The 25972-nt window shown below is 34.8% G+C and carries 30 protein-coding genes; 6 read left to right on the top strand and 24 right to left on the bottom strand.

Going from position 1 to position 25972, the window contains the following annotated elements:
• Position 1 precedes the first annotated feature (1 nt).
• From REB14_RS12275 to greA, 5 genes are all read right to left on the bottom strand, one after another.
• Complete coding sequence (locus REB14_RS12275) at positions 2-199, bottom strand: signal peptidase (RefSeq protein ID WP_309522324.1); 198 nt, start codon at positions 197-199, stop codon at positions 2-4.
• Positions 200-228: 29 nt separating this feature from the next.
• Entirely contained in the window at positions 229-2205 is a 1977-nt protein-coding gene (locus REB14_RS12270) for a T9SS type A sorting domain-containing protein (RefSeq protein ID WP_079240376.1), read from the bottom strand.
• Between the two features lie 74 nt (positions 2206-2279).
• Complete coding sequence (clpX, locus tag REB14_RS12265; RefSeq protein ID WP_034695858.1) at positions 2280-3467, bottom strand: ATP-dependent Clp protease ATP-binding subunit ClpX; 1188 nt, start codon at positions 3465-3467, stop codon at positions 2280-2282.
• Positions 3468-3535: 68 nt separating this feature from the next.
• Positions 3536-3925 (bottom strand): HIT family protein, encoded by a 390-nt coding sequence (locus REB14_RS12260; RefSeq protein WP_047429226.1) that lies wholly within the window; start codon positions 3923-3925, stop codon positions 3536-3538.
• Between the two features lie 57 nt (positions 3926-3982).
• On the bottom strand, positions 3983-4453 hold the full coding sequence (gene greA, locus REB14_RS12255; protein WP_034695856.1) for a transcription elongation factor GreA: 471 nt from the start codon (positions 4451-4453) through the stop codon (positions 3983-3985).
• Positions 4454-4562: 109 nt separating this feature from the next.
• Here greA and REB14_RS12250 point away from each other — a divergent pair, with 109 nt between their 5' ends.
• Positions 4563-5018, top strand: coding sequence for a hypothetical protein (locus REB14_RS12250; RefSeq protein ID WP_079240375.1), 456 nt, complete (start codon positions 4563-4565; stop codon positions 5016-5018).
• A 35-nt stretch (positions 5019-5053) separates the two neighbouring features.
• Here the strand turns inward: REB14_RS12250 and REB14_RS12245 are convergent, their stop codons facing one another.
• Complete coding sequence (locus REB14_RS12245) at positions 5054-5209, bottom strand: hypothetical protein (protein ID WP_158521337.1); 156 nt, start codon at positions 5207-5209, stop codon at positions 5054-5056.
• Positions 5210-5219: 10 nt separating this feature from the next.
• The gene (locus tag REB14_RS12240; RefSeq protein ID WP_309522323.1) at positions 5220-6698 is read right to left on the bottom strand and encodes a hypothetical protein; all 1479 of its coding nucleotides are present in this window, start codon (positions 6696-6698) and stop codon (positions 5220-5222) included.
• A 159-nt stretch (positions 6699-6857) separates the two neighbouring features.
• Here REB14_RS12240 and REB14_RS12235 point away from each other — a divergent pair, with 159 nt between their 5' ends.
• The 3 genes from REB14_RS12235 (at position 6858) to REB14_RS12225 (ending at position 9612) form a co-directional block, all read left to right on the top strand.
• Positions 6858-7229, top strand: a complete 372-nt coding sequence (locus REB14_RS12235; protein WP_309522322.1) for a helix-turn-helix domain-containing protein — start codon at positions 6858-6860, stop codon at positions 7227-7229.
• A gap of 9 nt (positions 7230-7238) precedes the next feature.
• Positions 7239-7688, top strand: a complete 450-nt coding sequence (gene dtd, locus REB14_RS12230) for a D-aminoacyl-tRNA deacylase (RefSeq protein WP_079240372.1) — start codon at positions 7239-7241, stop codon at positions 7686-7688.
• A gap of 265 nt (positions 7689-7953) precedes the next feature.
• Positions 7954-9612 (top strand): S8 family peptidase, encoded by a 1659-nt coding sequence (locus REB14_RS12225; RefSeq protein ID WP_079240371.1) that lies wholly within the window; start codon positions 7954-7956, stop codon positions 9610-9612.
• An 86-nt stretch (positions 9613-9698) separates the two neighbouring features.
• Here REB14_RS12225 and REB14_RS12220 read toward each other — a convergent pair whose 3' ends face one another.
• The 13 genes from REB14_RS12220 to REB14_RS12160 form a co-directional block, all read right to left on the bottom strand.
• Complete coding sequence (locus REB14_RS12220) at positions 9699-10211, bottom strand: hypothetical protein (RefSeq protein WP_079240370.1); 513 nt, start codon at positions 10209-10211, stop codon at positions 9699-9701.
• 60 nt (positions 10212-10271) lie between these two features.
• A complete protein-coding gene (locus REB14_RS12215; RefSeq protein ID WP_079240369.1) occupies positions 10272-10811 on the bottom strand; it encodes a hypothetical protein in 540 nt (179 codons plus the stop codon).
• A gap of 54 nt (positions 10812-10865) precedes the next feature.
• On the bottom strand, positions 10866-11519 hold the full coding sequence (locus REB14_RS12210) for a DUF1361 domain-containing protein (protein ID WP_309522321.1): 654 nt from the start codon (positions 11517-11519) through the stop codon (positions 10866-10868).
• 57 nt (positions 11520-11576) lie between these two features.
• Positions 11577-12947, bottom strand: coding sequence for a DUF4153 domain-containing protein (locus REB14_RS12205; RefSeq protein WP_309522320.1), 1371 nt, complete (start codon positions 12945-12947; stop codon positions 11577-11579).
• Between the two features lie 28 nt (positions 12948-12975).
• Positions 12976-13296: a hypothetical protein gene (locus REB14_RS12200; RefSeq protein ID WP_309522319.1), complete on the bottom strand. Its 321-nt coding sequence runs from the start codon at positions 13294-13296 to the stop codon at positions 12976-12978.
• A 9-nt stretch (positions 13297-13305) separates the two neighbouring features.
• Positions 13306-13791: a Coq4 family protein gene (locus REB14_RS12195; protein ID WP_309522318.1), complete on the bottom strand. Its 486-nt coding sequence runs from the start codon at positions 13789-13791 to the stop codon at positions 13306-13308.
• A gap of 44 nt (positions 13792-13835) precedes the next feature.
• Positions 13836-14126, bottom strand: a complete 291-nt coding sequence (locus tag REB14_RS12190) for a hypothetical protein (protein WP_079240364.1) — start codon at positions 14124-14126, stop codon at positions 13836-13838.
• A gap of 64 nt (positions 14127-14190) precedes the next feature.
• Positions 14191-14481 carry a winged helix-turn-helix domain-containing protein gene (locus REB14_RS12185; RefSeq protein ID WP_079240363.1) on the bottom strand — a complete coding sequence of 97 codons (291 nt, stop codon included), beginning with the start codon at positions 14479-14481 and terminating at the stop codon, positions 14191-14193.
• 6 nt (positions 14482-14487) lie between these two features.
• Positions 14488-15102, bottom strand: a complete 615-nt coding sequence (locus REB14_RS12180) for a hypothetical protein (RefSeq protein ID WP_145953197.1) — start codon at positions 15100-15102, stop codon at positions 14488-14490.
• Between the two features lie 4 nt (positions 15103-15106).
• Complete coding sequence (locus REB14_RS12175; RefSeq protein WP_047429199.1) at positions 15107-15724, bottom strand: hypothetical protein; 618 nt, start codon at positions 15722-15724, stop codon at positions 15107-15109.
• Positions 15725-15890: 166 nt separating this feature from the next.
• Positions 15891-17396: a RagB/SusD family nutrient uptake outer membrane protein gene (locus REB14_RS12170; RefSeq protein ID WP_309522317.1), complete on the bottom strand. Its 1506-nt coding sequence runs from the start codon at positions 17394-17396 to the stop codon at positions 15891-15893.
• Positions 17397-17407: 11 nt separating this feature from the next.
• Positions 17408-20356, bottom strand: coding sequence for a SusC/RagA family TonB-linked outer membrane protein (locus REB14_RS12165; protein WP_309522316.1), 2949 nt, complete (start codon positions 20354-20356; stop codon positions 17408-17410).
• 438 nt (positions 20357-20794) lie between these two features.
• On the bottom strand, positions 20795-21559 hold the full coding sequence (locus tag REB14_RS12160) for an enoyl-CoA hydratase/isomerase family protein (RefSeq protein ID WP_309522315.1): 765 nt from the start codon (positions 21557-21559) through the stop codon (positions 20795-20797).
• Positions 21560-21814: 255 nt separating this feature from the next.
• On the opposite strand from REB14_RS12160, the gene REB14_RS12155 reads away from it, so the two are divergent.
• Positions 21815-22366, top strand: a complete 552-nt coding sequence (locus REB14_RS12155; RefSeq protein WP_079240359.1) for a phage tail protein — start codon at positions 21815-21817, stop codon at positions 22364-22366.
• A gap of 36 nt (positions 22367-22402) precedes the next feature.
• On the top strand, positions 22403-23224 hold the full coding sequence (locus tag REB14_RS12150) for a T9SS type A sorting domain-containing protein (RefSeq protein WP_079240358.1): 822 nt from the start codon (positions 22403-22405) through the stop codon (positions 23222-23224).
• Between the two features lie 82 nt (positions 23225-23306).
• Here the strand turns inward: REB14_RS12150 and REB14_RS12145 are convergent, their stop codons facing one another.
• The 4 genes from REB14_RS12145 to REB14_RS12130 form a co-directional block, all read right to left on the bottom strand.
• Positions 23307-23993: an SMUG2 DNA glycosylase family protein gene (locus tag REB14_RS12145; protein WP_079240357.1), complete on the bottom strand. Its 687-nt coding sequence runs from the start codon at positions 23991-23993 to the stop codon at positions 23307-23309.
• 2 nt (positions 23994-23995) lie between these two features.
• Complete coding sequence (locus REB14_RS12140) at positions 23996-24766, bottom strand: DUF4241 domain-containing protein (RefSeq protein WP_309522314.1); 771 nt, start codon at positions 24764-24766, stop codon at positions 23996-23998.
• A gap of 154 nt (positions 24767-24920) precedes the next feature.
• A complete protein-coding gene (locus REB14_RS12135; RefSeq protein WP_156118866.1) occupies positions 24921-25082 on the bottom strand; it encodes a bacteriocin-like protein in 162 nt (53 codons plus the stop codon).
• Between the two features lie 120 nt (positions 25083-25202).
• Complete coding sequence (locus REB14_RS12130; protein WP_309522313.1) at positions 25203-25928, bottom strand: XAC2610-related protein; 726 nt, start codon at positions 25926-25928, stop codon at positions 25203-25205.
• Positions 25929-25972 lie beyond the last annotated feature (44 nt).

Here is a 25972-nt window from a genome sequence, read left to right as displayed (position 1 = left end):
TTTATGCTTTTACGCTCTTGTACTTTTTTGTAAAGTAAACAATAAATCCTATTGCTACTATACCCAGTACATATACATACATATCAATTGGTGAGGCAGGTGACCCGGTACCGTTTCCTCCGTTACCTCCTCCTCCCGGGATTGCTGGTTGTGGTGGAGCAGCATTTGCTATAGATACAGCAAATAGGAAAAATGCCAAGACTAGTTTATTAATAGTTTTCATGTGGTTTATTTTAAGATTTTAGTGTTAACAGTTTCTCCCTTATCAGAAACGATTTTTACAACATATGAATTTTTAACTGAGCCATCAAGCTCGATTACAAAATCTCTGGATGTTTCAACCGCTTTTTTAGAGATTACCAGTTTACCGCTCATATCATAAACTTGAATGTCTGCTTTTTTCCATTTTGGATCAAATCTAACAATGTAATTTGTAATAGATGGATCGTAAACAACAAGTGTTCTGGAAACACTAGGAGTTGCTTTATCCACACCTAAAGTAATATTACTTGGTTCACCATAATACAAGTTAGCTTCTTCATTTGTTACAGCTACCACATCTCCCTGTTTAGCCTGTACTAAATTTCCATTTTCCGCTTTATAGTAGAAACCAATTCCTGAAGATAACTGGTGTGCACCAGCAGGAATAAGTTCTGCATTTTCTCTGATCTCGAACTTATAAGATTTAACCTGATCAAGTTTGTAATTAACTAACTTAACATTTTTACCTTGGAAGTTACCCTCATTAGCTTCGTTAATATATAACCAATAGTTAGTATAATTATTATCATACCCACCATTCAATGCTTCTTCGTAAGTACCAATAATTCTGGTACCAGCTGAACTTTGAACTGTTGTAGCAGTAGAAACCTGGTGTCCAGTTGTAAATGATGGAGAAACCACGTAGTACGTTCTGGAAATCTCATTACCATTAGCATCAAGACCAATTACTCCAAGCTGTTTTACAGTATTGGCTGTATTCTTACCAGCCATTTTAGCTGCATTTACACCGTTAGGAGTACCTGCTGTTCTAGCTGTTGATTTGAATCTTCTTAGTGTATTAAAGTCTAAAGTCTGAGCTGTATTATCTCTTAACTTTATTTTAAACGACTGCATAGGTTTGATAACCATTTTATCCAAGTTCACATCTCCAACTGCCGGAGCAACTCCGTCACCTGTAGTAACGTAAGTAACTACCTGAGCACCTGTAGCATAAGTAGAACCTCCAGGAAGTGTAACAACAGTACCTGGATTATATTCAATACCCCAGATATTCTTCACTGCATTTCCGTCTGATCCTGTAACGCTTTCAGTATATCCAATATTAGATAAATCTAAGTTGGTAAGGAAAGGGTTACCGAATTGGTAGAAATTTTGTCCAAATGTTCCAGCCCATGGAGTTGTAGTAAATTCAAATGAATCATCAAGATAAGTATTATACTTTTCGTTGTAAGAATTCACAGCATTACCACCATTTCCGAATACAACATTGGAAGCTCCTAAATTAGATTTTCCTGCATTTTGCAATGACACAGTTCCTGTTAGTGGAGCATACGGTTTTCCATTGATATTGAAAACAGTTCCTGTTGCAGGTGTGCTTGGATTCCAGTCATTACTGGAAACTTTCAACATATAATACCCTGAACCATCAGCAGTAGTAGATGCTAAATTTGTAAAATGTGCAGAAACCGCATTGGCGTTATCCCACTTTAGAATTGGATTACTATATCTACCAGTATTAAAAGTTTTACCAACTTCAGTAGATAATGAACTTAAAGCTTTACCAAAGAAAGGTAAAGCAACTTGTTGGAAATAATTGCCACTACCGTTACTTGTAGTTCTGTACTCTTTGGTGACAATACCTGTAATGTTGGACTGGGATAGTCCATCGATGTACAACTGGCCATACGTGGAAGTAGCAAAAGAAGCAGGGGTATTAAGTCTTAAGATGATATTTCCACCGTCAGTCTTATCAGCACCACCGGCATCAATTGTTTTAAAACCATCTGTAGCAGATCCTACAACCATGATATTTCCATGCACGTCCAAAAGGCCATTACCTTTTGTTTGTACACCTCCACCGCTATAAACTAGGGTGCCTTCGCTCACATACATATTAGCATTAGTGTCAACATGACATAGTATCTGCGCCTGAACAGAATAACTAATTGCTAAAAGACCTATAGCAAATAAACTTTTTCTCATTGTATAAATTATTTGTGTGTTAATACAATCTTCACCCGCAAAGGTATTATTAATTTTCTTAAAAAAAAAATATTTTATCTATTAATCAAAACATTATCTTCATTTAAGATGATATCTTTCTCCTCTCCTATTGAAAACATATAGTCTTCTAGAACTTTTTCGGTGGTCCCTCTAAGCCCTCTTGCACCTAATCCTTTTTCAATAGTTTCCTCTACGATTTTTTCAATTGCTCCGTCTGTAATAACCAAATTTGTGCCATCCATTTTAAAAAGTTCCACAAATTGATTCACGATAGAGTTTTTAGGTTCCTTCATGATTCTTACCAGTGTCTCTTTTGTGAGTTTATCGAGGTAAGTAATAATTGGAAATCTTCCCAAAAGTTCCGGAATTAATCCGAAAGTACGAAGGTCAATTGCATTAATATTTGTTAATATATATTCGTCCTCGTCTGTTTTATTGATTTTTTCAGAGCTGAAACCAATGGCCTGCTTGTTCATTCTTCTTTCGATGATCTCTTTGATCCCGTCAAAAGCTCCTCCTGCAATAAATAGGATGTTTTGGGTATTTACCTGGATATATTTCTGATCCGGGTGTTTTCTTCCTCCTTGTGGCGGAACATTCACAATACTTCCTTCCAGCAGTTTTAATAATCCCTGCTGTACGCCTTCTCCTGAAACGTCTCTTGTAATACTTGGATTGTCCGATTTTCTGGCAATCTTATCAATCTCATCGATGAAAACAATTCCTTTTTCAGCTTTTTCCACATCGTAATCTGCGACCATTAAAAGTCTTGAAAGAATACTTTCAACGTCTTCTCCTACATATCCTGCCTCAGTTAAAATAGTAGCATCCACGATACAGAAAGGAACATTAAGTTCTCTTGCAATAGTTTTTGCCAGAAGCGTTTTACCTGTTCCTGTCTCTCCTATCATGATAATGTTTGACTTTTCAAGCTCTACTTCTCTGTTTTCGTCCTTGGCGTGAAGCAGTCTTTTATAATGGTTATACACAGCAATGGAAAGTTGCTTTTTTGCCTGATCTTGTCCGATCACATACTGATCAAGAAATTCTTTGATCTCTTTTGGCTTTTTAAGCTCCTCCATGCTATTAGCAGGTGAATATTCTGTTTTTGATGCACCATCTTTTACGATAGCATGTGCCTGCTCTATACAATTTTCACAAATAAAACCATTCTGCCCAGAAATCAGCATCTGTACTTCATTTCTTTTTCTGCCACAGAAAGAACATTGGTTGGAATTCATATGATATAATATATATGTATATGTTAAAGAAAATCGTAAAAAATTACTTTTTTACGATTTTCTGGTTGTTAAGAATTAATAATTGAGTGTTGAATCTCTGTATATTCTTCGTTCGTTAATTTTAATCTTTCATTTCTGAAATTCATGTCTTCCATCTTATTTAAAGGAATCAGATGGATGTGTGCATGAGGAACTTCAAGTCCAACCACTGCTACTCCTACTCTTACACATGGAACTGCAGTTTTGATCTTCTTGGCTACCTCTTGGGCAAATCCCCAAAGGTTTTTGTATTCTTCACTTTCAAGATCAAAAATCAAATCCACTTCTTTTTTAGGTACTACTAAAGTATGTCCCTTCACTAAAGGCATTGCGTCTAAGAATGCAATAAAGTTTTCATTTTCTGCAATCTTATAAGAGGGAATTTCGCCATTAATGATTTTTGTGAATATAGTGCTCATTTTATCAGAAGTTTGGGTTAGATATTTAGAAGTTCAGAAATAGAAAGGAATATCAGACTATAAAGAGATGTCTAATACTTCGAAAGACAGTTTGTTTCCGTTAGGTAAAGTAATTTCAGCAATTTCGCCAATAGCTTTTCCTAACAGTCCTTTTGCGATAGGTGTGTTCACAGAAATCTTTCCTGTCTTCAGGTCGCTTTCGTTATCCGGTACCAATGTAAATACCTGCTCTTGCTTGGTAGCATTGTTTTTAAGTTTCACTGTTGTTAAGATTGAAACTTTTGAAGTATCTAATTGGCTTTCGTCTATAATTTTAGAAGTAGAGATAACATCTTTCAGCTTAGAAATTCTCATTTCAAGCATCCCCTGAGCCTCTTTAGCCGCGTCGTATTCTGCATTTTCAGATAAATCTCCTTTATCTCTTGCTTCTGCGATCTGCTGAGTAATTTTTGGTCTCTCCACAGTTTCCAACTGTTCCAGCTCAGCTTTCATTTTCTCTAGGCCCTCCTTAGTAACATAGCTTGCCATAATTTTCAAAATTTAGTTTTAGTATAAAAAAATAATCCGACATTTGCCGGACAATGTTTTCGTGTTGTAATCGTTTAATTTTTACAAATATATAAAAATTTAAATTGAAATGAAAAAAACTTTTTCAATCTTATCCATTTTCATTTTATTGATTTTCAGTAATTTAACCATAAACTCATGTGGAAGCAGAGAAGATACCGTGAACTGTTTCCCCAATGTTCCTATTAATGTATCTCTTAATTTAAACCTGCCTGCTTATTACGCTCTGAACAATATTAACGGCTGGATTTATGTGAACGAGCAACAATCGGGAACCAGAGGATTGATTATTGTCCGGACAGCAAACGGATTTAAAGTCTATGACAGGAATGCCCCGCATCTATGCCCCGATAACAATACAACTCTTGAGGTAAAAGACAATATTGCCATTATATGTCCGCAGGATAATACAAGATGGATCTTAAGTACAGGGCAGCCGGAAGATGGAGCAAAAACGTCTCTTCCTCCTAAAACTTATCCTTACAGTTATGATGCTGCAAGTAAAACTTTAAATGTTTATTATTAGAAAATAGAAACCGCAGAGACTTTCTGCGGTTTATTTTATTTTTCTTTTTCTAATACATCCAATCTCTTCTTTATTGATTTAATTGATCTAACAAGATAAATTCCTCCAATTAATATAGCAATGTATAAAATAAAAGTTAAAGTTTGAATAATTATAGCAATGGTACTTGATGATGAAATTGTAGTTTCCATGTAAAAGGTTTTAATTTGGTAAATCTATGAAAGATGCTGAAATTATTTGACCTGTAGTTTGATTTATTTTTACCAAAACTTTTGCATAGTTTTTATATTTGACATCGATACCAACAAGTGAAACACCTACTTTCTCATACCCAAAAACTTCTAATGATAAAACATTATTGTTAGTATTTGAAGTATAATTTGATTGCGCCCATTCATATACGAAACCTATTCCAATATATTCTTCGGAAGTTACAGAATCATATGTCCATAAATTATTTGTCTTTTTTAATTTAATTTCAATATTAATACCTGTATTATAAATTCCCATTCTGTTAACTCTAAGTCTGGTAATTTTTTCTTGTCCATTATCAAAAATTGTAGCTTCAGAATATGATGAATTATTTATGTCATTAGCTAGAAAATTTTCAAACTCACTCATTGTATGAAATGTTAATACATTATTTGAGTTTGTAAAATTTTCAAACGTAATATTAGGATTGCCATTTGGATCTATAAACCAATTTTGAAATTGCTTATAAGCTGCATTAGGTGATATATTGAGATCAGCATAATTCTTAAAATAATTAATGCTCCAATGTAAAAACTGTGAATTATTTTGATTTAAATTATTATAAAAATACGAGAGCAGCTGGCCTCCAATATATTGATTATTCTGGATATATGTATATTCATCAGATGTAAGTTCTGGAAGACCTGCTTCACCTAACATATAATTGAAACTGTCCTGAATTGACATTTCATTGGTAGTGCCACCTCCTGTACTACTTCCTCCCCCGTCATATGTTCCCATATTGGGAAATCCTTTAGGAGGCTGCCCTCCACCTGAGCATACTTCTGTAATTTCTACAATATAATAAGGTTTCTGACTTGCTGTACATTGAGCTATTTGGCTCGGACTGTGATGTTCACCATTACATTCTACCTCAATAAGTCTGATGCTAAAAGAGCAACCTGCTTTATTCATAGAATTCTTTGACATTGCAACCTTATCAGGAAGCGGTGCTCCATTAGAGAATTCTTTCATTCCCATTGGCCTCCCATCCAGCGCTGTAAATTCTACTGTTCCTGTAAAATTATCAATCTGATAGTTTTTAGTTCTGTCTTCAGGAGTATATTTTGCAGTAAATCCTATACTTTTATTTTCATTATCAATACTATACACTAAAACATCTGAGGATCGGTCTAAATGCCTCACTACTGTACTGTAAGAGGTGACATTATTCTGTACAATAACAGTTACTGTACTTTCATCAGATAAAGCAGAAAAGGAATCTACATTTTTACTGTAAACCTGTGAGGGATTGCTTTTAGCTTCTGTAAGATAGTTTTTGAAGGCTAAAGCTTCTTTAAGCTTGACTGTTTTTCTGTAATCAGATTGGGAAATATTGGTTTCAGAATTATCTGAGAGTTCTGTTCTACACCCAAACAGAAAGAGTGCTAATGCCATGAGCATTAATAATTTAATTTTTTCCATCATGTGTTGATTTAATTTAACGTTTCAAATATAAAATTTATCCAAGTACTTTACTGCTCTATTTTCGGGAATCTTATCCCTTTTTTCGGGAGAAAGAATTTTTGTGAATTGGAAAGAGAGTTTTTGTTACTTTTGTTATAAATAAATTTATTACATATTGCTATGAATATTCAGATAGGAAGTAAAATAAGAAGATTGAGAGAAAATAAGGGCTTTTCTCAGGAAGAAATGGCTGAAAGATTACAAATTTCCCGTTCAGCATATAGCCGTATAGAAAGTGGTGAGACAAACTCTTGGGTTAATCATATTCAAAAACTGTGCGAAAATTTTGATATCAAACCTGAAGATTTTTTTATTAATTCCGATAACAATATAAATACAAATCAGGATAATGCTTCTGCAGTTCAAGCCAATACACATCATGATACTCATATAACCATTAATCAACTCTCTGAAAAAGTAATTGAATTATATGAAGAGCGCATCAGAGAGCTAAAAGAACAGGTAGAATTCTGGAAAACCAAAAACAGCTAAATATTTGTAATGAAAGCAGTTATACAAAGGGTCTCCGAAGCCAGTGTAAAAGTAGACGGAAAAATTGTTGGCGAAATCGGGAAAGGATTAATGCTGCTGGTAGGCATAGATGAAAATGATGAAAAGACAGATGCTGACTGGCTTGTACAAAAGGTTTTAAACCTTAGAATCTTTGGCGATGAAGATGACAAGCTTAATCTTTCAGTGAAAGATATTTCGGGAGAAATCCTTTGTATTAGTCAGTTTACATTGATTGCAGATTATAAAAAAGGTAACAGACCTTCTTTCATAAAGGCTGCAAAACCGGATAAAGCCGTACCGCTTTTTGATTATTTTAAGGAAGAAATAGCCAAATCGGGATTAAGAATCGAAAGTGGAATCTTCGGTGCTGATATGAAGGTTTCTCTGATCAATGACGGGCCGGTTACCATCGTAATGGATTCTATTACCAAAAGCTAAGCAGAGAAAGACAAAAGTGTAAAATATACCTAATACGTTTCATCAATTGAAGCGTATTTTTTTGATGAGTAAGTATAAATTTGCGCTCTTAAACCTCACAGGTTTTGAAAACCTGTGAGGTTATCACTTAAAAACAAAAAAGCCTTTCTACAAAAGAAAAGAGTAAAAAATTTAAAATTAAATTCACAAAAACGTGATTTGTTTTTATTTTATTATTATTTTTGGTATAAATCAAAACTGATTTACAACCATTTAACAAAAATATATGAAAACAAAAATCAACCTTTTCGCATTATTTGCGTTCTGTTCTACTCTGTCTTTCGGACAGGACAGCCAGCCCAAAATGGCTAATGATCAAAATTCAATTATTTATGTATGCTTTTCAAAAGGCATCAATTCAGAAAAAACAGCTTTCAGCAGAAACGCTGATCTGGAAAGATTTTCAAGAGAAAACCACATCTCATTTAAGTATGATCTGGACTTTACAGACAGCAAACTTGATGAAATGGCCAGGAGCAGCAAAGCCATTGGTAATTCCGGAGAATCTGTGGAAAAGCTGAAAAGAATTTATAAGGCTGATATTCCTCTTCAAAATAAAGAAGCTTCAGAAAAAATTATCCATACTCTTGAGAGATTTCCTGAAATAGAATATGTTTCTGTAATGAGTGCCGAGCCTATCGAACCACCATTGGTAAATGCTTTTGTGGCGACTCCTGATCTGGAAAGCTTGCAGACCTACCTGAATGACAATCCGGGAATCAACGCCAAATATGCATGGTCAAGAGGAATCACAGGACAGAATATCCGTGTGCGTGATGTAGAATATGGTTTCTATAAAACTCACGAGATGCTTTCTAACCAAAACTCTATACAACTTGAGCCCGGTTATTCTCCTAATGCAGGATTGGCCAATAATAACTATCGTGACCATGGAACTGCTGTAGTAAGTATTTTAGGTTCTATAAAAGACAATATAGGACTTACCGGAGCTGCTTACAGTGCTTCTGAAATAAAAGGTTATATGGAATGGACTACGGTAGGATACAATAGAGCTTCTGCTGTGAGCAGATCTATCAATGCATCTCAGGCCGGAGATATTATATTATACGAAATGCAGACTGGTGGAAAAGACGGTCAGTATTGTCCGGCAGAATATGATAAAGTAATCTGGGATCTTACAAAAGCAGCTACTGATTCAGGAATTATTATCATTGCAGCGGCAGGTAATGGAAATCAGAATCTGGATGATCCGTTTTATGCAACGTATCTTGCAAGAGGAAACAGTGGTGCTATTATTGTAGGTGCAGGATCTCCTAATACTACCCATTCGAAATTAAGCTTCAGTACTTTTGGAAACAGAGTGGATGTTCAGGGTTGGGGAAGCAGTGTAATGGCAGCAGGTTATGGATCTTATGCGAAATATGACAATGACAACAACAGAACTTATAATTATTTCAGCGGTACAAGTTCTGCAACACCTGTGGTTTCTTCTGCAGCTATTTTGATTCAGTCTTTCTATCGCCAGACTACAGGTCAATATTTAACACCTTCAGCGATGAAAAACCTTTTAATTTCAACAGGAATTCCTCAGGGAGGAACAGTGACGGGCCAAAAAATCGGACCTCTTCCTAATGTGAAGAATGCTATCCTTCAACTGGAAAGTAATTTTGTAGCACCTGTTAAGACTTTGCCATCATTAGAGGTTAAAATTTATCCTAATCCATCCAGCAGTTCCATTGCTATTAAAAGCAGTGAAAATAAAAAACTGGATCTAGAGATTATTAACCTTCAGGGACGTACAGTGATTAAAAATTCGGTTTTACCGAATGAAAAGATTGATATTTCACAACTTCCTACTGGGCAGTATATCATCAATATTAATGAAGGCCAGAGAAGAGTTGTTGAGAAATTAACCAAACTCTAAAATATAAGATTTTTATACATTTTACTTCACATCAAACCCTCTTCCAGAAAACTGAAAGAGGGTTTTTAATAGTATTTTTTATTTAATTATTTCGCAGGAACGCTGCTGAAATTAAGCGCTACTTTGATATTCATATCTGAAGAAGTCTGATTCTTCAATTCATAAACTGTTCTTACCGTTAATCCTGAACTTTTCACAATTTCATCCAGAAATCCTGTATCATTAAGATCAAGATTTAAGCTGGAAGAATTGGTAGAAATATTGGAACGTGAAGCTATTAACCTTTCTCCTGTTCCGTTAGATGAAACGTATATTTTTACAGTTTTGAATGTGCTCAGGTTTCCTCCTGAAGGAGACGCTACAGAGATTTTCGCATCTGAAATTCTTACATCTTTAATTTTTGCATTGTTATTTCCTCCGAACCAGGTTTGTACATTAGTAGCCGTTGCAGTGGAAGAAACTTCTTTATCTGCAGGAACTCCTGTAGACACTAAAACATTCGTTGTGTAGGGAAATGTATTCTGAACCAGCGACTGTACAGTTCCGCAACTTACAAGTACAGCTGAAGCGGCCATTGCTGTTAGAACTATATTTTTCATAATTTTTAATTTTAAACTTCAAGGTTTAGTTTGCAGAAATTGTACCAAATTGATTGGACCTTATTCCACAGTTACCGTAAAACTTCCCTTGGTATTTCCGGAAGCCATGTTACTTTTTCCGATAATCAGCCATACTTCACCTTGTCCTGGAGTATCATAAGTAATTTCTCTTCCAAAAGGTCCGTCGTAGTTCCCGTTTGGAAGTCTGATCTGATTGAAACGGATATTAAAATCTTTCTCTTTAGTTGAAATTTTCGCTTTGATATTGGGACGATCATAACGGGTCAATTTTAAAATCAAATCCTGATCATCCTTTGTAAATTCTTCTCCAATTGTAAAAGGTAACTGGTTGGCGTCTGCAGTTCTTATAATCTGTCCGTCTTTTTCATCTCTCATTACGCCTTTGCGCAATACTTCCTTAGTGGCCGGGGCATTGTTAATAATTGAATCTTTTTTCCTTAATGCTACAGAATCTTTTTTTACCACAGAGTCCGGCATTTCTGTTACCACTGTAGAGTCCTTATCCGGAACATTTGTCACAGCGGGTTCTTTTTTACAGGCAACAATAATCAAAGGAATTAACAATAAGCTTTTTTTCATAATAATTAATTTTAAGCATGGGTCAACATATATTATGCTGAGCTCATTGAAATGCTAAAATTGTTCCAATCCGTTTAATGTTTTATTTTCCGGTTGTAATTCTTTTTCATCATTTGTTCCTGCCCATTTAAATGTAAAGTACATAAAGTTGAGCATTATTCCCATTAAAAGAGTAATACCCCATGTTTTGGTATATTCCATCGGACAGATGAATCTCACCACAATATCAGAGAACAGACTAAAAGGATTATTGAGAACATCCCAGCTATTCCATCTCAAAAACCGACCAAGATAGACTCCGAAACTGCTCATGAAAAGGAAAAGAACAACTAACCCGCTGATGATATTTCTATTCATATAATCAGAAAGTCTCTTTTCAATATCATTAAGACTTATAAAGCCACAGATCAGTCCCGTCCAAGCATAGGAAAGAATCACAATGAGGTCATACCAGATCGGTTTCTCATTTCTTGCTCTGAGGTGAAAAAGATCCGTCAGAATGTAAGGAGAATTGGGAAAGAATAATATCCAGACTATTATAATGATAATAAGGGAAATTTTACTTTTGATATTAAAAGCAAGTATGAATGAACTCAGTAATAAAGAAATCCACGCCAGAAAAAGATTCCAGTTGAGAAACAAAAATACTTTTGTATCGCTGATATAGTATCTGAAAGCAGAAAGACTGAAACAGAATATCGTCATCATTATCAACAATATATTAATTTTAAATCTAGAGGATTCCGCTAAGTTTTTCATGATCTTTTATTGTATAGTCTGATAATATATGATCTTTGAAAGGAATGTTTTGGATGTTTCATTTTTCACTTTATCCTGCAAGGTCTTTTTAAGCTTCTGATCATTTTTTTCCTCTGCATATTTCAGGAGTGCTTTTTCACTGAAGTTGAGGGAAGTTAAATGATAATTGACCACAAAATCCTTTCGTTTCATATTCTGAGAAGTAATAAACCCTCCCCAATTGAAATAACTGCACACCAGAATGGTTCCATAAAAATACCAGATCATAGAGTTGACAAGGAAAATATTTCTTTTTTGCTTTTTGATTTTAATAAAAGTCAAACCCAAACCAACTAATGATAACAACAGGAAAGCAAGAACCCCTAATCTTTTATAAGTAAATCCATAATTAATAATATACTCATAGTTTTTAAGAGCTGCAGAAACAACAAGAACAGCATTGAGGAGAATCCATATTTTGGCTAAAACCTTCAACAGTCCTGCTTTTGGATCAAAATTAAATCCTGATTTAAAGTAGAACATAATCACCAGAATTGCCATTATAATAGACATGATTACAGCATTCACTCTTTCATGGGTTTCTTCGGAAAGCTGAACTGGTGTTTTTACTACTTCATAAAATTGTTCATAATTGTAAGTAATAATAAAAAACACCAATAAAATATTCAATAAAACAAAAGAGATTACTCCACTCATTCTTTCTGCACCAAGATCAAGAAAAGAATAAGTAGCCTTGGGAATCCGGGAATCTTTGCCAAACTCATTATTCAGAACATGATTATTTTTATAGATTAGCTTTTCTACGGCATAATTCCAGTAATTAAAGGCGATAAAAAATCCTAAAACAGACAGACAGAACACCTGCCAAATGTTAAGATCCAGCTCATAATCTGTGAAAAGGGCTGCAAAATGATTGCTTCCTGCAGAATAAATTCCAAAGAAAACAGAAACCAGTATCAGCGGGATCAGGATGAAAGCCAATGTCTTTTGCCATAATCCTGGAATATTCTTCTTAGGCAGCCATTCATCAAAGCTGAAAAAACGACAGAATGAAGTACAGCAGTTTACGATAAAAACCGGAATTAAAAAGAGAATTTTCAATCTTCTGTTCTTTGATTTATAGCCAAGCAAAAGCAGTGAGCTCGCCACCGCAATAAAGGATGGAAAATCTCCGAACCACGCAAATGCAATACTGGACAGGATACTTGTTCCAAAAAGTACATACAATGTTCTTGTTTTATTTTTTTCCTGTGTTCTAAACAGCGTTAATACAGCATAGACAATTCCCAGAATTCCAAGGTTCAGCCCTACTTCCTGATCATAAAAGACGATGACAAAGAGAATAGCTGTAAGAAATATATAATGATGTGTTTTCATAAGGTTTATTATTTAAGAATTAAAAGATTTAAATTTTGAGAACTGCTTCCAACCAGGGAAACAGTGTCATTATATAGAGGTATAAGGTTGTAATCGGAATATTGACAAGCAGGAGAAGGACCGAATTACCAGAAGCTTTCTGTTCTGAAACATCAGTAAGATAGATAATCAACTCGTGCAGAAGGATAAACATATTAATCACAGCAGTTACCAGTACATAATAAAAGCCTAGCTCAAGAAGAAATTCTGCTCTTATCAACCAAAATGCAAACAGTAGAAGGGCTCCCAGCAGAAAAGAAACAATGAATGATCTTTTCCCTAACGGACTGAATTTTATTTTTCCCATCATCTTTAGTTTTTAATGAAGAACTATTGTTTCTTTCTGTTGAATAAAGTCTTTCACATGTTCATAATTCTGCCATAGCAATTCTTCAAAGTCCCAATGATGAAAGGTTCTCATATTTTGTCCCTTTTTATAAGCTTTGATATAAATTTTCACATATTCAGGGAGAATAATTGTTCCTAATACGATTGCAGCCAGAAGGTGCGCATTGAGCTTACCATTTCCTAGAAGCAGATACTGCATGGCGATTTCATCTTCGAAGTTGGTTCCACAACCTGTAATCAGATGATGGACATCGTGGTTTTCCATCTTTGGTATCATTGAGAAGCCATGTTTCCTGTAAAACTCCCCCAATTTCCGACCTAAAGAATCTTCCTGAAACTCCAGCAGTTGTTTTTCATTGAACTGCCATTGCCTTTTTTTCTTTTTGAAATATTTTCTGTATAATTTTTGAGTTTTATCATACACAAAAAGCAGAAACTGAACACGTATTTTTTTCATGCTGTATTTATTTGAAATTTAAAATTAATGAGCTAACCCAATGTTTAACTTCCAGCAAACGGACTTCCGAAAATTCCTACTGCTAATTCAAGCCATATCAATGCTAGAGCCAGCAAAATGAAAATACATATCATCACTTTCTGACTTTGTTTTTTAACCCTGTTTCTTACCAGATTGATGAGAAAAGCAGTTGTAAAAAGCAAAGCTCCTGCAATCAGGAAATCTGATCCTGACCAGTTTACTTCTTTAGACACTAGATTTCCAACCAATGGAATACTGAGTAAAGCCAATGGAAGGGCATAAATTGTGAGTGTTTTTTGTTTTTGTGTTATCATTTTATTTAATTTTAAAATATAAAGTACTTTGTAATTCAAAGTTAATTTTCAAAAAAATATAGGACTATCGCCCTAATAATTTTTCCAGTGCATCCAAATGTTCAGTAAAAGCTTGTCTTCCACTTTGTGTAACGCGATAAGAGGTTTTAGGCTTCTTCCCGACAAATTCTTTTTTCACTTCTATATATCCCGCTTTTTCGAGTGCATTGCTATGACTCGCCAGATTTCCATCGGTTATTTCGAGCAGGTTTTTCATTTCGGAAAAATCAACCCAGTCGTTAACCATAAGAACAGACATAATGCCCAATCTTACACGGCTTTCGAATTCTTTATTGAGCTGACTTATTTTGATCATAATTTCTTAATTCTTATCAGGAAAACACTGATTTCCGATTGCTCCTCCTCCATATTGAAGAGCCAAATATCTATTTACCAAGATATATTGACATCCATCATTGTATTCTCCCCTATTGGTATTTGCCTTTTGAAAAATGTTAAAAGAAAACATTCCCATTCCACTTCTTTTAAAACCAATTGTTAAAGGCTCTCCATCTTCTACAGAGATACAATTAGCCTTATCTAATTTATTTTTTAAAATTTTAACTTCACTTTCTTCCCATCCTACTAAATCTCTAATTTTTTTTGATTGTAAAACATTGGAACTTACATCCCAATTTTGATACATAATTTTTGTTGAATCTTTAGTTGTTATCGTTAAACGATTCAATACTCTATCATTTTTAAATTCAATATCTACAGAATAGTTTTCAGGCTTAATTGTATTATAATATTTAATTAAATCTGCGATTTCAACTTCTCTCAAGGAATATTCTTCTTTCAGGTCAGAAACTGAATAGCTTTTATCAAAACTTCCAAAAGCATAACCAATCATTAAAGTCACTGCAATAAAACCTACTAAAAATAAACCTCCAATGGCACAAAGTATTATAATGAAATACTTGAATACTTTATTCATTTTACTATTTATACTTCTTATGCATGATCAATCCATACACAATATGTAAAACACCGAAACCAATTGCCCAGAACAGCAATCCCCATCCTAAAAAGAACAAAGAAATAAGTCCTAAGATAATCTCAAGATATCCTAAATACTTGACATCCGTTAATGTATATCGTTCTGCTGCTACCAGAGCCAATCCATAAAAAATAAGAGTAGCTGGTGCAATGAAAACAAAAAGATGATGATAAAGAAGTGCGAGACAAAAGACACCGCCTGCTACCAAAGGCACTGCAAAGGTAATCAAAAGTCGCTTTGTAGTGGCATCCCAGATCTTCAAACCTTTCTTTTTGCTTTTATGGGCTGTAAAAATATAACCACTAAGGACAGCTACAACCAAAATAACAATTCCGATCAGGACAAGTTCTTTCACCAAGGCCGGGCCTAAAATATTTCTGTCCCCATCAAAATAGCTGATTCCTTCGCGCTGAAAAACAAAATACACATATACAGCTCCAATAATAGCCGTTAACCCCGCAACAACTCCGGATAAACCACTTAGAGAAATAAATCTGGAAGACCGTTCCATCATAGAACGGATATGGGATAAGTCTTCGTGATAGTTTTTTGAATCCATAAAAAGAACTTTGAATTACAAAGTTAAAATTTATTTTTAATCTGCCAACCCTTTATTTTAAATTTTAAAATATTTTTTTCTGAAGACCTCATCGTTTATTTACCCATAAAAAAAAGAGAACCCCGCTAAAGCAGGATTCTCAATCATATATTAAAATCTGTACGTGTTATAAAGGATTCTGAACAATCAATGGGTTGGCATTGATTTCAGTTCTTGGAATCAGGAATTCCCAACGTAAGTCTGTATTAGCCACTGTCATTACGTTATTAGTCACTACTGAAGAATGGTTGGCTCCTGTTCTGTCCAAACCTAAATTCAATCTCTTAAGATCTAGGAATCTGAAACCTTCACCCCAGAATTCCAGCCTTCTGCTGTCAAGAATTTCTGTAATATAGGCAGCTCCTGTTGTAGTAGCTCCTGTATAAGATGGGTTTCTATTTTTTGCAAATACGTTGAAAACAGCTTTAGAACCAGCTTCGTCACCGGATCTGGCCAAAGCTTCCGCTTCAATAAGATACATTTCTGCAGATCTCATGTAAGGAACATCTACTCTACTGTCTGCCTGGCTTGCAGCAAGAAACTTCTGTCCCGTGTAAGGGAATTTAGAATATGTTGAAGGTAAAGCAAGTGCTGTATGCGCACCTGTAGGATCAAAATTCTTAGTTCTAATATCTGTTGATGGGAATGAAAGGAATAATTTACTATTAATCGCTTTAGGAGCCTGACGAATATTGGTAGAGTTGAAGTTTCTTGACATATACGCTCCAAAATTCGAAAACGTGTCTCCCTGATCTGCTATAATAGTAGCACCCCACATCCATTCAGCAACACCAGCTAAATTATTAAATCCAGCGGTATAGGTTGCATTATCCATCAAAGCAAATCCTACACGTGCTGATTGCGCAGCTGTTACAGCCGCCGCATAATTACCTTGTGTTAATGCAATTCTAGCTTTTAATCCTAAAACTACTTTGTCATTAAAATGCGACTTTGTAGCTCTTGTTATCCCTGTAAGCCTTGTTGATGCTTCATTAAGGTCTTTATTGATTTGGGTATATACTTCTTCAACAGTATTTCTCGCCAAAGGTATTTCATTTGCCACCAGTCTGATCGGAACACCAAGCTGGGTATTGTTCGCTCCCGGCACATATCTTTTACCATAGATTTGAACTAACATATAATAACAGAAAGCTCTGAATGCATAAGCCTCCCCAATAGCTGCTTTAATGGTAGTAGCATCAGCAGCAGTAGGAGCAGGAACCGAAGGACCATTTGCAATAACCAGATTTGCATTTCGGATTAGCGCATAATAAAACTGATAAGGATAAAAATCATTGGCAGCATTATCATTTACCTGATCCTGCCATCTCACAGTTGAAACATACCAACCGTTACCTGTAGAAGGAAATACAAGATCATCTGCCAAAGCATCCATCATGATCATAATTCCACCCTGACCATTTTGTCCCTGATTATCATTTTGTCTGAAATACATATCTCTATGCATTCCGTTTACAATGGCCATAAGGTTGGCAGCACTTGAGTAAGCAGCTTCCTCAGAGGCTGCAGTGGTAGGATCCGTTTCAAGATAATCACTCTCACATGAAACTGTTCCCGTAAAGACTGAAAGAACAACAGCCCATTTTATATATTGTTTTGCGATATTTTTCATTACTTAATTATTTAAAAAGATACATTAAATCCTATTGTTACTACTCTCGCCGGTGTATATCTGTTTGATGCCGTACCGTTAAATGCCTGAGCAGGCTCCAATCCTTTTCTTGCTGTTTTGCTCCATAAGTTTTCACCTGAAACAAGGATTCTTAATCCTGAAACTCCCAGCTGAGATAAAGTTTCCGGAGTAAAGCTATAACTTAAAGTAGCTTGTCTAAATGTAAGAAAATCTGAGCTTACCAGCCATCTTGATGAAGCAGCATTAGAACTTGTATATGTTGAAGAGTTTAATGCCGGCACATCTGTGATTTGCCCAGGCGTTGTCCATCTATCCAGAATATCTGTACTTAAAGCTCCTCCCTGTGAGTAACTGGACATCAAAGCAGCATAGTTGGAGTCATATGTTTTTCCACCTAACTGATAAGTAAACATCGCAGATAAAGACCATTGTTTATAGGTAATCGTAGTTCCGAAACTTCCGAATAAGTCAGGAATTGCAGTACCGGAATAGTCATATTTTGCTTTGTTGAAATTGGTAGTAACTTTTTGACCATTCACCGTTCTGATATCAGCAGCTGTTGTATTAGCATAAGCATCAGCTACCAGGAATAAAGGAGAACCGTCAGCCGGATCTACCCCATACCATTGTCTTAACCAATAATCATACACTGAGTGGCCTACAGAAATTTTCTTAGTTCCATTGATAATTTCCGTGATACCATTAGAAAGTTCTGTAATCTGATTTTTAAGTGTAGAGGCATTGGCATTAATATTCCATGTGAAATTCTGATTTTTAATCACATCTGCATTAATACTGAATTCAAATCCACGATTATACATCGTTCCTACATTTCTGCTGATTGTATTATCGGGAACCCCTGAAGAAACGGGAACCGGAACCGGGAAAATCAGATCTTCAGTAACCCTGTTATAGTATTCTACGGATCCTGTAATTCTATTATTTAAAAAGCCAAAATCAATTCCTACATCGGTTTGTTTATTAGCTTCCCAGGTAATGGTAGGATCAGCTAAAAAGCCAAATAAGATTCCAGGCTCCTGAGCATTATTATATCCTAAAGTATAAGTACTTTTATACATATAATAACTATCTGTCCTGTCATTTCCTACTTCACCATATGACGCTCTCAATTTCAATTCACTGATAAGATTGGAATTACTTAAGAACTCTTCTCCTTTCAGCCTCCATCCTGCACCTAGAGACCAGAATGAATCCCATCTTACATCTTTAGCAAATCTGGACGAACCATCCCAACGGATAGAACCTGAAAGTAAGTATTTTGATTTATAATCATAATTTAATCTTGAGAATACCCCTTCTTTTCTGTAGTTATCTGTACGTGAAGTAAGCGATGATGGAGTTACAAAGTTAACCAACTCATCATTATCATCTACAATCTGACCTTTTTTATATCCATATAGGTATTCATACATGAATTTATAGTTTTCATGCCCTAAAAGGAATTCAAAATTATGATCTCCGAATTTTCTTTTGTAGTTTAAGAGCTGATTCCAGGTAAAGGTTTGCTCTGTAAAACTAAATTTTTCTGCTGAACCTCCCGGAGCTGCATCCCCGATAATTTTATTTCCATAGGTACTTCTTCTGTTATTTCTGATATCGTACCCTACGTTTGTAGATAAAGTAAGATAAGGATCAACTTTAATTTCAGCATAGGCTCTGGAAATGATATAATAGTTTTTGGAAAGGTCTTTATTTAAAAGTGTCTCCTGAATTACGTTTCTTCCTGCCGCTGCATCAGCACCTCTGGCACTTCCTGCATCATACACTATGTTTCCATCATTATCATAAAGGGTAGCAAATGTATTAGGATCATGAGCATAAGGACTGTAAATAGGTCCCATTGTTCTTGTCCATCTGTATGGGTTGATATAAGCAGAATTATTATCTACACCTTCTACTGAGTTATTTCCGTTAGAAGACACTCCACTGATACTACTTCCTAATTTCAACCAGCTTTTAACCTGAGAATCTACTTTTAATCTTGCCGTAAATCTTTCAAAATCTGATTTGATAAGATATCCGGTTTCATTGGTATATCCTACTGAAGAAAAATAGGTTGTTGTATTACTTCCTCCACTGTAATTTAATTCATAATTCTGTCTGAAACCTGTATTCATCAATGGTTTTTGCCAATCCAGGTCTGTATATTTTAACTGAGCATTTGAGTTCAGAAGTCCATTGACAACCAATTGATTATCCGGCACATTAAAAACATTGGTCTTAAGAACACCTGAAATCAATTGTGCCGTAGCGTAAGCGTTGGCATCCGCAACACTAGTACCTGGTACAGAAGTCATTCTACCGTTTCTTATTGACTCCCAAACAAGAGGATAATATTGATAAACATTCACTCTGTCATATTCCGGAATTGATCTTCCTACCGCTCCGGTACTCATGCTAAAGTTAAATGCATCTTTTCCTTTTCTACCAGATTTTGTAGTGATCAAAACAACACCATTAGCTGCAGCAGAACCATACAAAGAAGTAGAAGCTGCATCTTTCAGGATATTGAATGATGCAATATCATTGGGATTAATTGCCGCAAGAGATCCAGTATATACTGTACCATCAACTACATATAAAGGCGCCGTTGTAATTCCATAAGAACCTATCCCACGGATTTGAATACTTGGCGAACTTCCCGGTTGACCTGTACCCGTACTTACTTTTACACCGGCACTGGCTCCATCCAAAGCCTGTCCGATACTTGTTATCGGTCTATCGGCAAATTGTTTCGCCTTAATTTCTGTATTGGAGCCAACCATTGTTTCTCTTTTCTGGCTTCCGTAAGCTACTACAACGATTTCATCAATCTTAGTATCCTGTGGTATGGTGTCACGCTTAGCCTTTTGGGCTTCTACCATGTGCCCTCCTGCAAAGAATAACACAGCAGTACTCAATATTAACTTCATTTTCATATTTAACATATTTTAACAGTATGAACGCAAATATATGTAATAAAAAATAATAAAAAGCCAATAAAAAAGAACTTTAATTGAATTAAACATAATTAGTTAATAATTTTAACATTTTATTGATTATTCATTAAAAAAATAAGTTAAAATTCAACTAAACAAGTTTAATAAAAACTAAACACTTATTTAAAATAAGTTAAAATACTATTGATAAATCATAAAAACTAACATTTATTTGCGCAAAAACACAAAGAATACAAAATAATATAACAATAATGTAATTTCCGAAAACATGTAGAATATACTATCATTTCTGTTTGAAAAAAATCAAACAACCACTATAAAAGCACAATAAAGCATAAAAAAATCCGTAGAAAACAATTATTTCTACGGATAACATATGGATCAGAATCCACTTATTTTCTAACCATTAAAGACAAATTATTTTGCCCTTAATCTTTCTTTAATAGACTCAATATTTTTCTTTGCAGAATCTTCAAGGATAAGACTGGCACTCATATGAATTCTTGCAGGCATTAGTTCATTGAAGTGATCTGTTCCTTCCCAAGAAACTTTTTTGATTAACGCTAGAGCATCGCTGCTTCTTGATGCTAAAGTATGTAAAAACTTCTCTAGCTTTTCATCCATTTCTTCAATAGTATCTGAAACAGAATGGTAAATATTATGTTGCTCAGCCCATTCTGCAGATCTGAAGTCTGCGTCAATGGCCATTGCAGAGAATTGCGACTTCCCTATTTTTCTTTCAACATAAGGCCCAATTACAAAAGGCCCGATTCCAAGATTGATTTCAGTAAGTGCCAGAGCTGAATCTTTAGTAGCAAAACAATAATCTGCTCCGCAAGCAATTCCTACTCCTCCTCCAGTTGTTTTCCCCTGAACTCTTACCACTACAATTTTCCCGCAGTTTCTCATTGCATTTAAAACTTTAGCAAAACCTCCGAAAAATTTCGTAGAAGCTTCAAGTTCCTCAATTGCTAAAAGCTCGTCAAAACTTGCTCCTGCACAAAAAGCTTTCTCACCTGCACTTTTTACTAAAATAGCTTTCACTTCGTCTTTTGCCCCTTCTTCAAGAATAGTTTCTGCCAGTTTTTCTAAAATTGCTCCCGGAAGAGAATTACTTTTGGGTGTTCCGAAAGTGATTTCGGCAATATTATTTTTAATTTCTGATGCTACAAATTCGCTCATTTTTATTTTATTGGATTCTTACAAAAATACGAAATACAGCTCGTTCAGAGAAACTTAAAGTATAAATTTTCTTTTTAAACCCGCATATCTCACAACATCTATTACGTAGAAATACGGAGTTTTTAATTTGGTATTTTCTACTCTAGCACCACCCTACTATTAATCGTTCCTTTGAACTGAGAATAAATAATCAAAAGGCGGATTCTGAAAAGCCTGTAAAAGAGTAAGAAATCTAAAAACTAAAAAAATATCATCATGGAAGAGTACATTGGAATTGTAAAATTATTTGCAGGAAATTTCGCACCTAGAGGCTGGATGTTTTGCGACGGAAGTCTAATAAGCATTTCAAGAAATTCTGCCTTATTCTCTATTTTAGGAACAACTTATGGTGGAGACGGTATTACTACGTTTGCTCTCCCCAACTTAAAAGGACGTATGGCTTTAGGTGCAGGGAATGTAAATGCGAACCAATTTTATCCTTTGGGAGTGGTGTCCGGAACTACACAAAATACACTTTTAGCATCCAACCTTCCAAGTCTAGGTGCAGGATTTCAGCTTAAGGTAGCAAATAAGAATGCTAATTCATCTACTCCTACGGCCACTTCAACAATTGCCATCTCAGGTACACAAGTGGGAAGAGATTTCAATGCTGTACCAAGTTTTGTGAATGATGCTAACCCTGACACGATTATTAATAATCAAAGCATTGCCTTCATAGGACAAAATCTGCCTGTGAATAATATGCCACCTTATCTAGGTTTAAATTATATCATTTGTGTTGAAGGTATTTATCCTCCAAGAGATTAATATCTATACAATAACCTAACATTTAAAACAAAAATCATGAAAAGCACTACTTTTTTAACAATCTGTAGTCTGCTCATTTCAATTTTCTCATTCGGGCAGACCAGTACGGAACAATTTGAGACAGAATCGAACGGGAGTACAAGCTTCACCGATAATGGAGTCATTTTCAATATCATTTCACATGTAAGTGTTTTTGATATTCAGGGGAATTTCCCGGGAACCGGCTGGAGCGGAACAGCTAATGATAACAGATACATTGATAATTCCAACGATACTCAATCTCCGCCATCATTCAGTATAAAAACTACTTCTAATTTATTTAAAGTAAACAGATTCTGGATGTATCTTTCTGCATTGAACCTGGATCTGAATGTAACAGGAAATCTGACTATAACCGGAAAATTAAGCGGAGTAACAAAATTCTCCCAAATAAAAACTACCGGATTTGCAACCAGCTTAGGCAGCACAAATGGATACACATTAATTGATCTTACCAACTTAAATGGTCAGAATTACTCGAACATTGTGATTGATGAGTTACAAATCACCGCAAACGGAGCTTTCCGATATGTAGGTTTGGATGCTTTCACCTGGGTAAAAGACAGTAATCTGGTATTGGGTACTTCGGAAGCTAAAAGCATTAAAAAAGACTTGACTGTTTATCCTAATCCGACCCACGGGCCTATTTCTATTACTACAGAAAAAGCCAGTGAGGCTAAAATTTATGGTCTGGATGGTAAAATGCTGAAAACTATACAAACTCAAAAGGGGAATAATGAAATCAATATTTCAGAGCTTCCAAAAGGAGTTTACATTATTAAAACAGCTACAGAATCTACCAAAGTCATTAAAAACTAATCGTAAGAAATTTCACAAGTTCCATATTCCCATAAAGATTCTAATTCATGAATGACAAATCCCTTTCGACGAAGGGATTTTGTCATTTCTGCAAAGCTAAAATGTACTTGTCTATATAAAGCTGTTTTTCTTTTAATTTGTACTGTTGGATATATCTTGGATGTTCCAGCACTGTCATTTTATCAAACAATTTTGCTTCTTTATTTAATTTTGAAATAAAATCGGCATTCTTCTTACCCAGAATAAAAACCTCTGATGTATCGAGAGTAAGACTGATATGCTTCTTCAGAGATTCGACCATAAAGTCTTTTACCGCTTCGAAGAGTCTTTTATCATCATAGTAATTAGCATTCAGCCATCCGTTTTTTGTTTTCCTTACAATAGCCAACGGAAATGGAGAATTGATATAAATATCTTTATAAAAAAGATCAGCTCCACCATAGCTTTCCATCATGTCATACATAAACACGGAAGAAATTTCATGGGTATGGGCAGATTCCATTTTGATTCCGCAGACACTTTCCAATCTTTTGGTATCGGTAAACGGAACTCCTGTTACTCCAGCGCCATGACGGCTGGGATTGATTCCAATAATAAATTTTCTTCGAGATGAATCATTGTAATATTTATGATAAAACTTCTGCATTACCATTAATGTTTCAGGGTTTTCCAGATACGGATTCAGAACATCAAAACCTTCAGGTAAATTTCCAGTATAGTTCAGACTTTCATTGAACGTAATAACATGGTCTGCAAAAGTTGTATTCATATTTAGTTTTTAGAAAAAATAAAGTTTTCAGGTTGATCATCGTCAAGATCCTCATCTTCATCTTCTTCACTTAAAGCCAACTCAATATCAATAAATTGAATGTATAAACCACAGATCTCTCCGTTATTATCATAAGCAAAATAAACAGGATAACTACCGTCGCCAAAACCACTTGCAAACATCGGAATCTGATAGCTGGTATCAGGAATCATCCAATTGATCCAGTCTCCTGCTTCTCTCTGATTGTTGGGATAATCTTTATAGCTTTGTGAAAAAAGCCCGGCAAAATAATCATCATAAATATTGTCGACATTTATTTCATCAATAAATTGATCTACAAAAGGAAGTACTTCTTTATCCGCAATACAACCTAAACCAGCATCTACCTCAAAACCAAAAAAATCATCTTCAGTGACTCCTTCTAACTCTTCTATTCCAACTAAGGCTTCTCTATAAACAACGGGCTTTTCTTTAGTAAATTCAACTTTTACTACGGCATATCTGTCTCCCCAATCTTCAGATTTTACTACAGCAATAGTTACAGGAAAATTTCCTTTCGGAGCCTGAATAAAATAAGGTGATTGATTGGCATTTAGAGACACCAGCGGATCTCTTACCACCACTTTTCCGGAAGGAAGAGAAACATTTCCGATTTCCATCACTTCCATTTTCTGCCCCAGAATTTCATCAGAATTAAAATACGCTTCCAGATCTGCAGGACAAACCAGAATATTTTTCACTTCTTCCCATTTTTGCATCCAGCTTTCGTTCATTATTTCTATATTTTTTTGAGTTGATTTAAAGTTTGAAAATAATGAATAAATCTAAAGGCATCAAACAGGAAAGAATTTTTAACACAAGATTATAAAAATAAAGCTGCAAACCATGGGAGCTGCAGCTTTATGTATTGTTTTAAGTGAAAAAAATCTAAGAATCAGCACATATATAACATGCTCTTGCAATATCAGGCCATCTTCCAGGAAGACAACAGCTTCCGGGAGGGCAAGGATTAAGGACACAAGACCAGTTTGGTCCGGAGCCTTTAAGAGATCTCAACTCATGTCTTGAAAGTTTTTTTAAGTTTTTCATAGTGGTTTGTTTTGATATTCTCTCCTACTCTATATGCTTTTCGGATTTCGCCTATTAAAGTTAATAATTTTTCAAATAAAAAGTATAACTAATTGAAATTATGAACATTTATAGATATTATTAATATTCTAAAGGTTTGTAATTTTTAAAAGCATTATAGAAATCTTCATCATTTCCTTTGAATGGTTTTTCTTCAATAATTTTAAACTTTCCTGTAGAATCTTTTTCTTCTACTATTATTTTATCTGAAACATCCACTCTGGCAAATTCTTGCAGAGAATCTTTTTTAATTTTTAGAAATACGGTTGTTGTAGAGCCAGTTAAAATGAGTGAATTAATACAATCTAATTTTGCGTTGTAAGTTAAATTCGGATAAAATTCAGAATTTTTGATGTGGATGAAATCTTTATTCCCAGGATTATAAACAAATAATGTCATCACTATATTTCCCCCTCTTCCAGCGATAGCACTCTGATAGGTTATATCATTAAATCCGTCGTTATTGAAATCACCAATTTGAACATCCATATCAGATATTCCATCTTTATCAAATTTAAAACTGTTGGTCAGTCGCCAGATGTCAACATCCGTTTTCTCACCTTTTACCCACTTCTTTTCCGATTTATAAAAATTAATTGACACAAATACATCTCCGTTACCTGTATGCCTGAATTTCTCAAACTCAACTTTAGTTTTTCCTTTTCTTCCCACATTGAGGCTATCCACAAATTTTTCTTCAGAAAAATAACCTTCTTTATCCGGTTTATGACTTCCCGAACAGGAAAAAAGAAATAAAATTAAGAAAGTCCAGAAGGCAATATTAAAAGGGGTTTTTAAAGATTTCATGATTAAAAAATATTTCTGATTCTCTTACCATATTAAGGTTTCAA

It is taken from the genome of Chryseobacterium metallicongregator, from assembly GCF_031324065.1.
GTDB classification, from domain to species: domain Bacteria; phylum Bacteroidota; class Bacteroidia; order Flavobacteriales; family Weeksellaceae; genus Chryseobacterium; species Chryseobacterium metallicongregator.
This window is presented reverse-complemented; position numbering and strand designations above follow the sequence as displayed.

Coding starts and splice junctions, on each gene's coding strand:
- REB14_RS12270 (WP_079240376.1), bottom strand. CDS start 2,205: ATGAGAAAAAGTTTATTTGCTATAGGTCTTTTAGCAATTAGTTATTCT.
- clpX (WP_034695858.1), bottom strand. CDS start 3,467: ATGAATTCCAACCAATGTTCTTTCTGTGGCAGAAAAAGAAATGAAGTA.
- REB14_RS12260 (WP_047429226.1), bottom strand. CDS start 3,925: ATGAGCACTATATTCACAAAAATCATTAATGGCGAAATTCCCTCTTAT.
- greA (WP_034695856.1), bottom strand. CDS start 4,453: ATGGCAAGCTATGTTACTAAGGAGGGCCTAGAGAAAATGAAAGCTGAG.
- REB14_RS12250 (WP_079240375.1), top strand. CDS start 4,563: ATGAAAAAAACTTTTTCAATCTTATCCATTTTCATTTTATTGATTTTC.
- REB14_RS12245 (WP_158521337.1), bottom strand. CDS start 5,209: ATGGAAACTACAATTTCATCATCAAGTACCATTGCTATAATTATTCAA.
- REB14_RS12240 (WP_309522323.1), bottom strand. CDS start 6,698: ATGATGGAAAAAATTAAATTATTAATGCTCATGGCATTAGCACTCTTT.
- REB14_RS12235 (WP_309522322.1), top strand. CDS start 6,858: ATGAATATTCAGATAGGAAGTAAAATAAGAAGATTGAGAGAAAATAAG.
- dtd (WP_079240372.1), top strand. CDS start 7,239: ATGAAAGCAGTTATACAAAGGGTCTCCGAAGCCAGTGTAAAAGTAGAC.
- REB14_RS12225 (WP_079240371.1), top strand. CDS start 7,954: ATGAAAACAAAAATCAACCTTTTCGCATTATTTGCGTTCTGTTCTACT.
- REB14_RS12220 (WP_079240370.1), bottom strand. CDS start 10,211: ATGAAAAATATAGTTCTAACAGCAATGGCCGCTTCAGCTGTACTTGTA.
- REB14_RS12215 (WP_079240369.1), bottom strand. CDS start 10,811: ATGAAAAAAAGCTTATTGTTAATTCCTTTGATTATTGTTGCCTGTAAA.
- REB14_RS12210 (WP_309522321.1), bottom strand. CDS start 11,519: ATGATGACGATATTCTGTTTCAGTCTTTCTGCTTTCAGATACTATATC.
- REB14_RS12205 (WP_309522320.1), bottom strand. CDS start 12,947: ATGAAAACACATCATTATATATTTCTTACAGCTATTCTCTTTGTCATC.
- REB14_RS12200 (WP_309522319.1), bottom strand. CDS start 13,296: ATGATGGGAAAAATAAAATTCAGTCCGTTAGGGAAAAGATCATTCATT.
- REB14_RS12195 (WP_309522318.1), bottom strand. CDS start 13,791: ATGAAAAAAATACGTGTTCAGTTTCTGCTTTTTGTGTATGATAAAACT.
- REB14_RS12190 (WP_079240364.1), bottom strand. CDS start 14,126: ATGATAACACAAAAACAAAAAACACTCACAATTTATGCCCTTCCATTG.
- REB14_RS12185 (WP_079240363.1), bottom strand. CDS start 14,481: ATGATCAAAATAAGTCAGCTCAATAAAGAATTCGAAAGCCGTGTAAGA.
- REB14_RS12180 (WP_145953197.1), bottom strand. CDS start 15,102: ATGAATAAAGTATTCAAGTATTTCATTATAATACTTTGTGCCATTGGA.
- REB14_RS12175 (WP_047429199.1), bottom strand. CDS start 15,724: ATGGATTCAAAAAACTATCACGAAGACTTATCCCATATCCGTTCTATG.
- REB14_RS12170 (WP_309522317.1), bottom strand. CDS start 17,396: ATGAAAAATATCGCAAAACAATATATAAAATGGGCTGTTGTTCTTTCA.
- REB14_RS12165 (WP_309522316.1), bottom strand. CDS start 20,356: ATGAAAATGAAGTTAATATTGAGTACTGCTGTGTTATTCTTTGCAGGA.
- REB14_RS12160 (WP_309522315.1), bottom strand. CDS start 21,559: ATGAGCGAATTTGTAGCATCAGAAATTAAAAATAATATTGCCGAAATC.
- REB14_RS12155 (WP_079240359.1), top strand. CDS start 21,815: ATGGAAGAGTACATTGGAATTGTAAAATTATTTGCAGGAAATTTCGCA.
- REB14_RS12150 (WP_079240358.1), top strand. CDS start 22,403: ATGAAAAGCACTACTTTTTTAACAATCTGTAGTCTGCTCATTTCAATT.
- REB14_RS12145 (WP_079240357.1), bottom strand. CDS start 23,993: ATGAATACAACTTTTGCAGACCATGTTATTACGTTCAATGAAAGTCTG.
- REB14_RS12140 (WP_309522314.1), bottom strand. CDS start 24,766: ATGAACGAAAGCTGGATGCAAAAATGGGAAGAAGTGAAAAATATTCTG.
- REB14_RS12135 (WP_156118866.1), bottom strand. CDS start 25,082: ATGAAAAACTTAAAAAAACTTTCAAGACATGAGTTGAGATCTCTTAAA.
- REB14_RS12130 (WP_309522313.1), bottom strand. CDS start 25,928: ATGAAATCTTTAAAAACCCCTTTTAATATTGCCTTCTGGACTTTCTTA.